Below are 12,688 nucleotides of genomic sequence, written 5' to 3'. Positions count from 1 at the left end.
CGAGAGCACCGGCAAAACGCCCCGGCGCGGCATTCCTCCGCAATCGGGGGCGCTGGGCCGCGTCAGGTCAGTGAGTGCGCACTCAGAATTTTCGTCCGATGTGAAGCGCGACGACACCAGCGGTCAGGTTGTGGTACTCCACGCGCTCGAGGCCCGCCGTTTCCATCAGCGTTTTGAGCGTTTCCTGATCCGGGTGCATGCGGATCGATTCGGCCAGATAGCGATAGCTGTCGGCGTCGCCCGCGATGCGCGAACCGAGCCATGGCAGTACCTTGAACGAATAGGTGTCGTAAGCCTTTTCCAGCGGCTGCCAGACTTTGGAGAACTCCAGCACCATGACCTTGCCGCCGGGCTTGATGACGCGACGCATTTCGGCGAGCGCCGCGTCCTTGTGCGTCATGTTGCGCAGGCCGAACGCCACGGTCACCACGTCGAAATAATTCGAAGGGAACGGCAGCTTCTCGGCGTCGCACAGCAGGGTCGGCGTGACGATGCCGGCGTCGAGCAGGCGATCGCGGCCCACGCGCAGCATGGATTCGTTGATGTCGGTGAGCCAGACTTCGCCGGTCGGGCCGGCGGCGCGCGCGAACGCCTTCGAGAGGTCGCCCGTGCCGCCCGCGATGTCTAGCACCTTGAAGCCTGGGCGCACGGCGGCGCGTCCGATCGTGAAGGCCTTCCAGATCCGGTGCAGACCGCCCGACATCAGGTCGTTCATGACGTCGTACTTGCTCGCGACCGAATGGAACACCTCGGCAACCTTGCCGGCCTTCTCTTTCTCGTCGACGGTTTCATAACCGAAGTGGGTCTGTTGGCCCATTGCAATCTCCCAAATTCACATAGGCGGGCACCACGCTTGAACGTGCGCGCCGCCGGGACCTCAATGGTGGTGGCAGCCACCGGCAGACGGCGATGGCATCGGCGTGTCGCGATCGACACCCGCGGCCGCGAGCTTGTCCAGGTATTCCTGCCACAGCGCGTCCTGACGAACGCACAGATCGTAGAGGTAATCCCACGAATAGATGCCTGTGTCGTGGCCGTCCGAAAAGACGGGGCGCACCGCGTAGTTGCCGATCGGCTCGAGGCCGTTCAGTTCGACATCGCGCTTGCCGGTTTGCAACGTCTCCTGCCCAGGACCGTGCCCACGGACTTCGGCCGACGGCGAGAGCACGCGCAGGAATTCAAACGGCAGGCGGTAATGTTTGCCGTCCTCGTAACCCAGTTCCAGCACCTTCGATGCGCGATGCAGCGTCAGGGAAACGGGAATCGGCGTGTCTTTCTCCAACCCAGCCATTGTCGTGCTCCAGAAAAATCGGTCGGTGTGCCGACATGCGACACACCGGCCGGCAGTATAGCCGCTCAGGACCTAACGGTCATGTAGGTCATGTGGGTCATGCGGGGCATGCGGATCGCGTGAGGCGCGTGGGGCGGCGGGCCCTGCTGCGCATGCAGCTCATGCGGGTCGCGTCGGCCATGCCGGGACACGGTCCAATTCTGCCACGATAGCCTCGCACAGCGCGGGCAGCCGGGCGGCGCGCTGCGCGAGCACCGCGCCAGGCAGCTCGCGTTGCGGCGCGCTCCAGACCGAGCCGGGAAAATGCACGTCATCGCGATAACGCGGAATCACGTGCCAATGCACATGCGGCACCCAATTGCCCAGACTCGCCACGTTGATCTTGTCGGGCGACATGACACTGCGCTGCGCCGTCTCGACGCCAAACACGACACGCATCACATGCTCGCGCGCGGCGTTGGGCAGATCGCTCATTTCCGCGACATGGTCATGCCAGATCACTCGCGCGAAGCCCGGATAGCCGTTCTCGTTCGCCAGCACCACGCGCAGCACCGGGTCGCGCCATACGACTTCACCGCCGCCACCGGTGCAAAACGGACATTCCATGATCGTTCTTCTCCCTTCGTTTGCCTGCCATTGGGCGAATTCCCCGCTGACCGTTTGCGTCAGCGCGCCTTGCGTCTGCGACGTTTGCCCGTGGCCGGATCGACGGCCCCGAGTGCGAGTTCGGCGAAATCGATCTCGCTGAGCAATTCTCGCAAGGTCTCGTCATTGATGCGGTGGGAAATGCGCAAACGCGACAGTTCCACCCGCTCGGCCTGCAGGGCGGCAGCGCGCAGCCGGCGCTCGACTTCGACCTCGCGCACTGCGCGCTCACGCACCTCGTCCGTGGCGGTCGACGCGTTGAGCGAGCGACGATACCGGCCCATCACCCGCGCTGCCGCTTCGGCGCACACAGCGGTGTCGAGTTCATCAGCCGATTTCGCAATCACTTTCTGCAACGACTCGACGGCACGGATCGCCGCCTCCGAGGCGGCAAGGCGCGCCTCGCCCATCTCGCGATTGCGTGGGTCCTCGCGCGGCCAGCGCACGCCGCGCAGCAGGACCGGCAAACCGACGCTGCCGCCGACGAGCGAGAGCAGAATGACACCGGCGGCCAGAAAAATCAGCAGATCGCGTGCGGGGAACGGCGCGCCGCCCGGCAGGGCGAGCGGCACCGAGAGCGCACCGGCCAGCGTGACCGCCCCGCGCACACCGGAGAGGGCCGTCACCCCGGTAAAGCGCATGCCCGGTTTCATCGTGATTTCGCCGCGTCGCATGCCGAGGAAATACATCACGCGCCATGCCACCCACACCCAGCAGAAGCGCAGCACAATCAGCACCGCTGAAATCGCGCCGACATAGAACATCAATTCACCGAGATTGAGCAGCATTGCCCAGCGATGCTCGCTCGGGCGCAGCGCCGCGCGCACGATATCGGGCAATTGCAGGCCGAGCAGCACGAACACCGCGCCATTGAACACGAATTCGAGCATCGACCACACACCGTTGCCGAGAATGCGCGTGGCCGTGCGCGTGTTGAGCAGGTCGGTCGAGCTAACCGTCATTCCGGCGGCGACGGCCGCGAGAATGCCGGAGAAGCCGAAGTGCTCGGCCACCAGATAAGCGGCGAACGGCAAGAGCAGCAAAAGCAGCACGACCGTCGCGGGTTCTTCGATGGACGCCGCCATCACCCGGCGATGAAACTGCGTAAACAGCCACGTCACGGCCCATCCCGCGAGCAGACCGCCGAGCGCGATGACGAAGAAGGAAAACGTGGCGTTACCGAGGGAAAAGACGCCCGTGGTCGCGGCCACGAGAGCGAACTTGAAAGCGACGAGGCCCGACGCGTCGTTCATCATGGCCTCGCCTTCGAGCACATGCATGAGCCGCGTGGGCATCTGCATGCGTCCCGTGAGTGCGGAGACGGCCACAGCGTCGGTGGGGGAGAGCACGCCGCCGAGCGCGAACGCCACGGCGAGCGGAATCGACGGAATCATCCAGTGGATGAAATAACCCACGCCGAGTACCGTGAAGATCACGAGGCCGAGCGCCATCGTAACGATCGGCACGCGCAGGCGCCAGAACTCGCGTTTGGGCATGCGCCAGCCATCGGCGAAGAGCAGCGGCGGGATGAACAGCAAGAAGAAGATCTCGGGGTCGAGATCGATATGCAGCCCCGCGCCCGGAAAAGCGAGCGCGGCGCCCACGGCGATCTGCACGAGCGGTACCGGAAGAAACTTCACGACGCTGACCAGCACGCCGGTCAGCGCCACGACAAACAGCAGCATGAGTGCTGTATAGACTACCTCCATGCCGCCTCCGTGGTCCGTCGCTCAGGCATCGGCCGTGTCCCCGCGAGGGGCATCAGACCAGCACGCGTTCGATGCCGCCGTGGTTCGCATCCTTGACGTAGTCCACCAGCCACTCGTCGCCCAGCACGTGACGGGCGATCTCGACGACGATGTAGTCGGCCGTGACATTGGCGTCTTCGTTATAGCGCGACAGACCTTGCAGGCACGACGGGCAGCTCGTCAGAATCTTGACGTCATTGACCTTGCCGTCCGCGCGCAGCTTCGCCGCGCCCTTGCGCATCTCCTCTTCCTTGCGGAAGCGAATTTGCGTCGAGATATCGGGGCGCGTGACCGCCAGCGTGCCCGATTCGCCGCAGCAACGATCGTTCTTCTCGATCTGGTAGCCGTCGTTCTCGCTGCCCATCAACTGGTTCACGAGCTTGACTGGATCCATCGTCTTGATCGGCGTGTGGCAGGGGTCGTGATACATGTAGCGCGTGCCGTTCACGCCGTCGAGCTTCACGTCCTTCTCGAGCAGATACTCGTGGATGTCGACGATGCGGCAGCCGGGGAAGATCTTCTCGAATTCATAGCCGGCGAGCTGATCGTAGCAAGTGCCGCACGACACGACCACGGTCTTGATGTCGAGATAGTTCAGCGTGTTCGCCATGCGGTGGAACAGCACGCGGTTGTCCGTCACGATCTTCTCGGCCTTATCGCCTTGGCCCGAGCCGCGCTGCGGATAACCGCAGCACAAATAGCCCGGCGGCAGCACCGTCTGCACGCCGACATGCCAGAGCATGGCCTGGGTGGCGAGCCCGACCTGCGAGAACAGCCGCTCCGAGCCGCAGCCCGGGAAGTAGAACACCGCCTCCGAATCGACCGTGGTGGTCTTCGGATTGCGAATGATCGGCACGACCTTGTTGTCTTCGATGTCGAGCAGCGCGCGCGCCGTCTTCTTCGGCAGATTGCCCGGCATCTTCTTGTTCACGAAGTGAATCACTTCCTCGCGCAGCGGCGGCTTGCCCACCGTCGCTGGCGGGCGGGCCGTCTGCTTCTTCGCGATCTTCTTGAAGACATCCGCCCCGAAACGCTGCGCCTTGTAACCCCACTCGATCATCACCTTGCGGGTGATGTTGATCGTCTCGGGGTTGGTCGCGTTCAGGAAGAACATGCCGGCGGCGGCGCCGGGGTTGAACTTCTTCTTGCCCATCTTGCGCAACAGATTGCGCATGTTCATCGTCACATCGCCGAAGTCGATCTTCACCGGGCACGGCGTCACGCACTTGTGGCAGACCGTGCAATGATCGGCCACATCGTTGAACTCGTCCCAGTGCTTGATCGACACGCCACGGCGAGTCTGCTCTTCGTAAAGGAATGCCTCGATGAGCAGCGACGTTGCGAGAATCTTGTTGCGCGGGCTGTACAGCAGGTTCGCGCGCGGCACATGCGTGGCGCAGACCGGCTTGCATTTGCCGCAGCGCAGGCAGTCCTTCACGCTGTCGGCAATCGCGCCGATGTCCGATTGCTGCATGATGAGCGACTCGTAGCCCATCAGCCCGAAGCTGGGTGTATAGGCGTTGCGCAAATCGGCGGGCAGATCGGGCAGGTCGAGCAGCTTGCCCTTGTTGAAGCGCCCTTGCGGATCGACGCGCTGCTTGTACGCACGGAATTCGCCGATCTCTTCTTGCGTCAGGAACTCCAGCTTGGTGATGCCGATGCCATGCTCGCCCGAGATCACACCGTCGAGCGAGCGGGCGATAGCCATAATGCGCGCCACGGCCTTGTGCGCATCCTGGAGCATCTCGTAGTTGTCCGAGTTCACCGGGATGTTCGTATGCACGTTGCCGTCGCCCGCATGCATATGCAGGGCGACGAACACGCGGCCGTGCAGCACGCGCTTGTGAATCGCCTGGGCTTCGTCGAGGATTGGCTTGAACTCTGCGCCTGCGAAGATCTGACGCAGCTCGGCGCGGATCTCCTGCTTCCACGACACACGCACCGTACGATCCTGCAGCAGGTCGATGAGACGCGTCTGCGGTTCCTTGTTCAGACGATCGTTGAGCGCCACGTTGAGATCGCGAACGCCGTAACGATTGAGTAGCGGGATGGCTTCGGCCAGCGGCAATTCGAAATGATCGCGCAGGAACGTCCAGCGCGCGCGCACGTCGCGCAGCAGCGTGAGCGCCGTCTGCACGCGATCCTCGAGCAATTCGGCCGACGGAATTTCGTTGGCGTCGTCCGTCTTGCCCAGCGGCAGGTTACCGGCGTCGAAGAACGTCTCGAGCGCGTCGACCAACTGCAGCTTGTTCTTGAGCGACAGTTCGATGTTGATGCGCTCGATGTGGTCCGTGTACTCGCCCATGCGCGGCAGCGGAATCACCACGTCTTCGTTGATCTTGAAGGCGTTGGTGTGACGCGCAATGGCGGCGGTGCGCGAGCGATCGAGCCAGAACTTCTTGCGAGCCTCGGCCGACACGGCAACGAAGCCTTCGCCGCTCTTGCCGTTGGCCATGCGAATGACTTCCGACGTTGCCTGGGCGACGGCGTTATCGTCGTCACCGACAATATCGCCGATGAGCACCATCTTCGGGAACGCATTGCGCTTCGACTTCGTGGCATAGCCCACGGCGCGCAGATAGCGCTCGTCCAGATGTTCGAGGCCGGCCAGAATTGCACCGCCCGCAGCCGTCTGCGCGAACATGTAGTCCTTGATTTCGACGATGCTCGGAATCGCTTCCTTCGCCTGACCAAAGAACTCCAGGCACACCGTACGCGTGTGCGCGGGCATCTTGTGCAGAATCCAGCGCGCGCTCGTAATCAGACCGTCGCAACCTTCCTTCTGCACGCCGGGCAGGCCGGCGAGGAACTTGTCCGTGACGTCCTTGCCGAGCCCTTCCTTGCGAAAGCGCTTGCCCTCGATGTCCAACCGTTCCGTCTTGAGCAGCACTGCGCCGGGCGCCTGATTGCCGTCGAACCACTTCAATTCGAAGCGCGCCACCGGAATGTCGTGAATCTTGCCGAGATTGTGATCGAGGCGCGTGACTTCCAGCCAATTGCCCTGCGGGTCGACCATGCGCCACCACGCGAGGTTATCGAGCGCGGTGCCCCACAGCACGGCCTTCTTGCCACCGGCGTTCATGGCCACGTTACCGCCGATGCACGACGCATCGATCGACGTCGGGTCGACCGCAAACACCAGACCGGCGCGCTCGGCGGCCTCGGCCACACGGCGCGTCACGACGCCGGCGCCCGAAAAAATCGTCGGCACCGGCTGATCGACGCCCGGGAGCTGCGAATACTCGACCTCGTCGAGCTGCTCGAGCTTTTCCGTATTGATGACGGCCGAGAACGGCGTGAGCGGAATCGCGCCGCCCGTATAGCCGGTACCACCCCCACGCGGAATGACCGTCAGCCCCAGTTCGAAGCAGCCCTTCACCAGCGCCGCCATTTCGGCTTCGCTATCCGGCGTGAGCACCACGAACGGATACTCCACGCGCCAGTCCGTGGCGTCCGTCACATGCGAGACGCGCGACAGGCCGTCGAACTTGATGTTGTCGTGGGCGGTCGTACGGCCCAGCACCTTCTTCGCACGACGGCGCAGCTCGGCCAGCTTGGCGAACTCGTCGGCGAAATCTGCCACGGCGCGACGTGCGGCCACTTCCAGTTGCTCGACGCGGGCGGCGCGCTCGCGGCCGTTGGCGTCGGCGTGCTCGGCCACGTCGGCGCGACGACGCTTGTCGATCTCGTTCAGACGGTGATCGAGCGCGTCGATGAGCAGCTTGCGACGTTTCGGGTTGTCGAGCAGGTCGTCTTGCAGATACGGATTGCGGCGAACCACCCAGATGTCGCCGAGCACTTCATAAAGCATGCGGGCCGAGCGGCCGGTGCGGCGCTCTGCGCGGAGTTCATCGAGAATGTTCCAGGCGTCGACGCCCAACAGGCGTATGACGATCTCGCGATCCGAAAACGACGTGTAGTTATAGGGAATCTCGCGCAGTCGCGCGGGCTGGGCAGCTACGGCATGCTTGGCGTCGTGCGGCTCGAAGGCAGGCAAGGGTGCGTTCATCTTGTCGGGCTCGTCAATGCGGCGGTGCATCCGCCGTCGGCGTTCGTCTCGCGAGACGCGCCGAAAGTCAAAATCGGGTATGCGCTAAGAATGCCGGCAGCAGGCGCGACGGGTGCGCGCGCGCCGGCAACAGACGACCTGCGGTCAGCGAGATCGACGACTGCCGTGCCAAGACCTCGATGACGAATCGTGTCCAGTCATCGAGCAGAAGCACAGGGGGGTGAGGCAGTTGGTGCGCATGCCCAGATCTTTCTTCCGGCTTGGGAAAAGGGTGGTAGGGGAATGTAGCTCGAATTGTACTTCATTGCACCGCAACACGTCGGCGCCGTACCGAATCCGCCGACTGACGCAGCCGTCGCGGCATTCGGGGGGAGTCCACGCGCGACCGACACCTCGGCGGGCTCATCGCCGCGTTGACCCCACGTTCACGACCGCCGGTGCCTTGCGGCGCGCGCCCGACAGCCCCGAATCGTGCCGAGCGCTATATCCATCGACAAACAGCGACTTGCGACGGACCCCTAAGCTGAAATTTCCACGGAATGGGAGTATGTTTTGCCGATCCCCGATTCATCCACCCGCCAAGAGGTGTTTCTATGGTCTCGTTTCAACTGAACGGCCGTCCCGTGCAGGTCGATGTCGACCCCGCCACGCCCCTGTTATGGACCCTGCGCGACGCGCTCAACATGACCGGCACCAAGTTCGGTTGTGGCATGGCGCTGTGCGGCGCCTGCACCGTGCATCTGGACGGCGCGCCCATCCGAAGCTGCATTACCCCCGTCTCTGCGGTCGCGGGCAAGCAAATCACCACCATTGAAAACGTCGGCGCAGACCCGGTTGGGCGCGCCGTGCAGAATGCCTGGGTCAAACACGACGTGCCCCAGTGCGGCTATTGCCAGAGCGGCCAGATCATGTCCGCCACGGCCTTGCTGCGCGAGAACAAACAGCCGAACGACGCGCAGATCGACGCCGCCATGGCGGGCAACATCTGCCGCTGCGGCACCTACGCCCGCATTCGTGCGGCGATCAAAGACGCTGCCGCGTCGCTGGCCTGAGGCGAGGAGACCCCAACATGCGTGAACTTCGCTTTTCCCCGCGCCGCGGCGTCGCCGTGGGCGATTACGCGGGCCTGACCCGCCGTGCGTTCCTCAAGACATCCGCAGTGGCCGCGGGTGGCCTCATGCTCGAACTGTCGTTACCTGGCGCCGTGCGCAGCGCCAGTGCGCAGGGGGCGGCGGCCGTGCCCGTCGTGCCCTCGGCCTTCGTGCACATCGCCCCGGACGACACGGTCACCATTCAGGTCAACCGGCTGGATTTCGGCCAGGGCGTACAGACGGCCCTGCCCATGCTCGTCGCCGAGGAGCTCGATTGCGACTGGGCCAAGGTACGGGGCGAGTTGGCACCCGCAGCCGACGTCTATAAAGACCCGATGTTCGGCATTCAGATGACGGGCGGCTCGGGTTCCATCGCGCATTCGTGGCTGCAATACCGGCGCATTGGCGCGACGGCGCGCGCCATGCTTGTCGCCGCTGCCGCGCAGCAGTGGAAAGTACCTGCCGCCCAATTGCGAACCGAGGGCGGAGTCGTCTTGGGTCCGAACGGACAGCGCGCCACGTACGGCAGTCTTGCTGCGCGGGCGCAGGCGCTGCCGGTGCCGGCCGACGTCGCGCTCAAGGATCCGTCGGCGTTTCGCTTGCTTGGCAAGCCGACGGGCCGGCTCGATGCACGGGCCAAATCCACGGGTGTGCCGATGTACGGCATGGACTTCAAGCTACCGAACCTGAAAGTGGCCGTCGTGGCGCGTCCGCCGGTTTTCGGGGCAAAGGTGAAGCGTTTCGATGCGAAGGCTGCGCGCGCGGTCAAAGGCGTGCGTGACGTACTGGAGATCCCTGACGACCGTGGCGGCACGGCCGTGGCGGTGATCGCCGACGGGTACTGGCAGGCGAAGACGGGGCGTGACGCGCTCAACGCCACGTGGGACACCAGTGGTGTAGCGCATGTCGACACCACAGAGCAACTGGCGAAATTCAAGGAACTGGCCAAGACGCCGGGCATTGTCGCCATTGACGCGGACGTGTCCGGGCTCAAGGGTGCGCCCAAGACGCTGGTTGCCGAATATAGCTTCCCGTATCTCGCGCATGCGCCGATGGAGCCGCTCAACTGCACGGTGCAGCTCTCCGGCGGCGGGGCTGAAGTATGGACCGGCACGCAGTTCCAGACTGTCGACCAGGCGGCGATTGCGCGCACGCTCGATCTCAAGCCGGAGCAGGTCAAACTGCATACCCTCATGGCGGGGGGTGGCTTTGGGCGCCGGGCGGTACCGACATCGGACTATGGCGTGGAGGCTGCGCAGGTGGCGAAGGCGTGGCGGGCGGCGGGGCATCGTGAGCCGGTGAAGGTGATCTGGAGTCGAGAGGACGACATCCATGGTGGTTACTACCGTCCGATGTACGTGCATCGCGCCGAAATTGGCCTTGACGCCGGGGGCAAGGTGTTGGCGTGGAATCACACCATTGTGGGCCAGTCGATTTTGCAGGGAACGCCGTTTGAAAAGATGATGGTCAAGAACGGCATTGATGGCACGAGCGTCGAGGGGGTATCGGGCACGCCGTATGCGGTGCCGTTACGACTGACGCTGCATAGTCCGCAGGTCAACGTACCGGTGTTGTGGTGGCGTTCCGTGGGCAACACGCACACGGCGTTCGTGATGGAGACGTTGATCGACGAGTTGGCGACGAATGCTGGGCAGGATCCGGTGGCGTATCGATATGGGTTGCTGGGGGACAAGCATCCACGGCATCGGGAGGCGCTGGCGTTGGCTGTGGAGCGTTCGGGTTATGGGAAGACACGGTTGGCGCAGGGGCAGGCGTGGGGGGTGGCGGTGCATGAATCGTTCGATTCAGTCGTTGCGTACGTAGTGGTGGCGGAGATGCGGGAGGGGGTACCGCGGTTGGTGAGTGTGACGGCGGGGGTGCATTGCAACTTCGCGGTCAATCCGTTGACGGTGGCGGCGCAGGTTGAGGGCGCGGCGTTGATGGGATTGGGGACGACGTTACCGGGTGCGGCGATCACGATGAAGGATGGGGAAGTTGAGCAGAGCAACTTCCACCAGTACATTGTGGCGAGATTGACGGATATGCCGGCGATCAGTGTGCACATTGTGGGTTCGGGGGATGCGCCTACGGGGATGGGCGAGCCTGGATTGCCGCCGTTGGCGCCGGCGTATGCGAATGCGGTATTCGCGTTGACGGGAAAGCGGGTGCGTGCGTTGCCGTTCGATTTGGCGAAGGCATAGAAAAGAAGAGGAAGAGAGAGAGAGAGAAACAGAACGCGAACGCGAGGAGGAAGGAAATGGCGGTCGGGGTGGGGGGATGAAAAGGGGGTGACGGGAGGTCGGACCGGTGTCCCTTTCTGCAGCGAGTTGGGTCAATGTCTGAGCGGCGGAAAGGGACACCGGTCCGGCCACTCGGGCGTTGAGAGGGGCATCGGGATTGGGCGTTAGCCGACCAGAAGGTGTTTGAGGGGGGCGAAGATGCCGCGCCAGAACGAGTCGGGTACGTGGAGCATGAGAAGGGTGATGGCGATATAGCGAAGCGTTTTGCCGATGGCGATATAGACGAGGCAGGCGCGCCAGGAGAGGCGGAGCCAGCCGGCGAGGGAGCAAAGGGGGTCGCCGATCACGGGGAGCCAGGAGATCAGGAGAAGGGGGGGGCCGAAGCGTCGTAGCCAGAGGTGATAGCGCTGGTTCATCGGTGGGTTGGTGGTGACGCGCGGGGTGGTCTTCGGGCCATTCCCGGTGGTAGCGGTGGTAGCGGTGGTAGCGGCCGTAGCGGTCATATTGCCGGAGAGCGCGGCGGCGCGGGCGTGTGCTCGACGGCGCGATTTGAGGCGGACGAACGCGCGTCGGGCGGCGAGGCCCATCCACCAGTTGAGCATACCGCCGGCGGTGTTACCCACGCTGGCCACGGCGATGGCGGACCAGAACATGTGGGGATTGAGCGCGACGTAGCCGAACAGCGCGGGTTCTGAGCCCATGGGCAGGAGCGTGGCCGACAGGAACGACACCAGGAAGATGGCGGGCAGGCCGACGCCGGGCAGTGCCAGCGTGCCCAGCAGCCAGGAGATGAACGACTCCATGCGACTCCGGAGAAAATCAAAAAGCGGATGAAAAAAAGCGGGCGGCGCGTGCAACTGCAACCGACCGGACGGTCGGCGTATCCAGTGCGAGTGCGCGCACGCGCGTTTGGCAGAAACGAAAAGTCTGGCGCATAATGCACGACCATGACCCGACCCTCGATGCCGCCCGTAGCCATTTTACTGGCAGGCGGACTCGGTAGCCGCTTCGATGCGGCGGGGCGCCGGAACAAGCTGCTTGCGCCGCTGCCGGGCGATCCCCTGAACCGATCCGTTGCCCTTGCCAGCGCGCATGCGTTGCTGGCTGCGTTGCCGCGCGTCATCGCCGTCGTGCGTCCGGACTCGGCCGAGTTGGAGAACGTGTTGTTGCAAGCGGGTTGCGAAGTCGTAATGAGCCATGCCACCCGGCGCGGCATGGGCGCAACGCTGGCCGCCGGCATCCAGTCGGGCGTCGACGAAGACCCGCCCTCCGGGCTCGAGCATCTTGACGGCTGGCTCGTCGCGCTGGCCGACATGCCCTACATTCACCCGAACACCATTCGCGCGATCGCCAGCGGCCTCACGTCGCCCGACGCCATCGTTGCGCCGAGTTATCGGGGACAACGCGGCCATCCCGTCGCGTTCGGTTCTGCCTTGACTTCGCGCCTGATCGCCCTCGATGGCGACATTGGCGCGCGCGACCTGTTGATTAGCGAGCACATTACGATCGTCGATGTCGACGACGCCGGAATCGTGCGCGACATCGACACCCCAGACGACCTTCGTTAGGGCGCGCACGCCGCTTTCCCGTTTTTCCCGAGAAACCCAGCGCGACCGCCCCGGCGAACGTGCTGGTCTATCATTGTCCTTTTGTTCCCTGATGTA

Annotated in this window: 9 protein-coding genes; 3 read left to right on the top strand and 6 right to left on the bottom strand. The window is 64.0% G+C overall.

Features of this window, described 5'->3' with window-relative positions; translation table 11 throughout:
* Window positions 1-82: 82 nt before the first annotated feature.
* The 5 genes from ubiE to ACE3UG_RS05735 form a co-directional block, all read right to left on the bottom strand.
* Entirely contained in the window at window positions 83-817 is a 735-nt protein-coding gene (gene ubiE / locus ACE3UG_RS05755; RefSeq protein ID WP_374620861.1) for a bifunctional demethylmenaquinone methyltransferase/2-methoxy-6-polyprenyl-1,4-benzoquinol methylase UbiE, read from the bottom strand.
* A 60-nt stretch (window positions 818-877) separates the two neighbouring features.
* The gene (locus ACE3UG_RS05750; protein WP_374620859.1) at window positions 878-1,291 is read right to left on the bottom strand and encodes a gamma-butyrobetaine hydroxylase-like domain-containing protein; all 414 of its coding nucleotides are present in this window, start codon (window positions 1,289-1,291) and stop codon (window positions 878-880) included.
* A 159-nt stretch (window positions 1,292-1,450) separates the two neighbouring features.
* Window positions 1,451-1,897, bottom strand: a complete 447-nt coding sequence (locus ACE3UG_RS05745; RefSeq protein WP_374620856.1) for an HIT family protein — start codon at window positions 1,895-1,897, stop codon at window positions 1,451-1,453.
* 59 nt (window positions 1,898-1,956) lie between these two features.
* Entirely contained in the window at window positions 1,957-3,645 is a 1,689-nt protein-coding gene (locus ACE3UG_RS05740; RefSeq protein ID WP_374620854.1) for a Na+/H+ antiporter, read from the bottom strand.
* Window positions 3,646-3,697: 52 nt separating this feature from the next.
* Window positions 3,698-7,693 (bottom strand): DUF3683 domain-containing protein, encoded by a 3,996-nt coding sequence (locus ACE3UG_RS05735; protein ID WP_374620851.1) that lies wholly within the window; start codon window positions 7,691-7,693, stop codon window positions 3,698-3,700.
* A 593-nt stretch (window positions 7,694-8,286) separates the two neighbouring features.
* Between ACE3UG_RS05735 and ACE3UG_RS05730 the strand changes: the two genes are divergently transcribed.
* Window positions 8,287-8,745: a (2Fe-2S)-binding protein gene (locus ACE3UG_RS05730; RefSeq protein WP_374620848.1), complete on the top strand. Its 459-nt coding sequence runs from the start codon at window positions 8,287-8,289 to the stop codon at window positions 8,743-8,745.
* A gap of 17 nt (window positions 8,746-8,762) precedes the next feature.
* Window positions 8,763-10,985 (top strand): molybdopterin cofactor-binding domain-containing protein, encoded by a 2,223-nt coding sequence (locus ACE3UG_RS05725; RefSeq protein WP_374620845.1) that lies wholly within the window; start codon window positions 8,763-8,765, stop codon window positions 10,983-10,985.
* Window positions 10,986-11,188: 203 nt separating this feature from the next.
* Here the strand turns inward: ACE3UG_RS05725 and ACE3UG_RS05720 are convergent, their stop codons facing one another.
* On the bottom strand, window positions 11,189-11,827 hold the full coding sequence (locus ACE3UG_RS05720) for a YqaA family protein (RefSeq protein ID WP_374620842.1): 639 nt from the start codon (window positions 11,825-11,827) through the stop codon (window positions 11,189-11,191).
* A 144-nt stretch (window positions 11,828-11,971) separates the two neighbouring features.
* On the opposite strand from ACE3UG_RS05720, the gene ACE3UG_RS05715 reads away from it, so the two are divergent.
* Complete coding sequence (locus tag ACE3UG_RS05715) at window positions 11,972-12,592, top strand: NTP transferase domain-containing protein (RefSeq protein ID WP_374620839.1); 621 nt, start codon at window positions 11,972-11,974, stop codon at window positions 12,590-12,592.
* The last annotated feature ends 96 nt before the right edge of the window (window positions 12,593-12,688 follow it).

This window comes from Pandoraea sp., assembly GCF_041919235.1.
In the GTDB taxonomy this organism is placed as follows: Bacteria; Pseudomonadota; Gammaproteobacteria; order Burkholderiales; family Burkholderiaceae; genus Pandoraea.
The sequence above is the reverse complement of the archived record's forward strand: the minus strand, read 5'-3'. Positions and strand labels throughout refer to the sequence as shown.

Coding starts and splice junctions, on each gene's coding strand:
- ubiE (WP_374620861.1), bottom strand. CDS start 817: ATGGGCCAACAGACCCACTTCGGTTATGAAACCGTCGACGAGAAAGAG.
- ACE3UG_RS05750 (WP_374620859.1), bottom strand. CDS start 1,291: ATGGCTGGGTTGGAGAAAGACACGCCGATTCCCGTTTCCCTGACGCTG.
- ACE3UG_RS05745 (WP_374620856.1), bottom strand. CDS start 1,897: ATGGAATGTCCGTTTTGCACCGGTGGCGGCGGTGAAGTCGTATGGCGC.
- ACE3UG_RS05740 (WP_374620854.1), bottom strand. CDS start 3,645: ATGGAGGTAGTCTATACAGCACTCATGCTGCTGTTTGTCGTGGCGCTG.
- ACE3UG_RS05735 (WP_374620851.1), bottom strand. CDS start 7,693: ATGAACGCACCCTTGCCTGCCTTCGAGCCGCACGACGCCAAGCATGCC.
- ACE3UG_RS05730 (WP_374620848.1), top strand. CDS start 8,287: ATGGTCTCGTTTCAACTGAACGGCCGTCCCGTGCAGGTCGATGTCGAC.
- ACE3UG_RS05725 (WP_374620845.1), top strand. CDS start 8,763: ATGCGTGAACTTCGCTTTTCCCCGCGCCGCGGCGTCGCCGTGGGCGAT.
- ACE3UG_RS05720 (WP_374620842.1), bottom strand. CDS start 11,827: ATGGAGTCGTTCATCTCCTGGCTGCTGGGCACGCTGGCACTGCCCGGC.
- ACE3UG_RS05715 (WP_374620839.1), top strand. CDS start 11,972: ATGACCCGACCCTCGATGCCGCCCGTAGCCATTTTACTGGCAGGCGGA.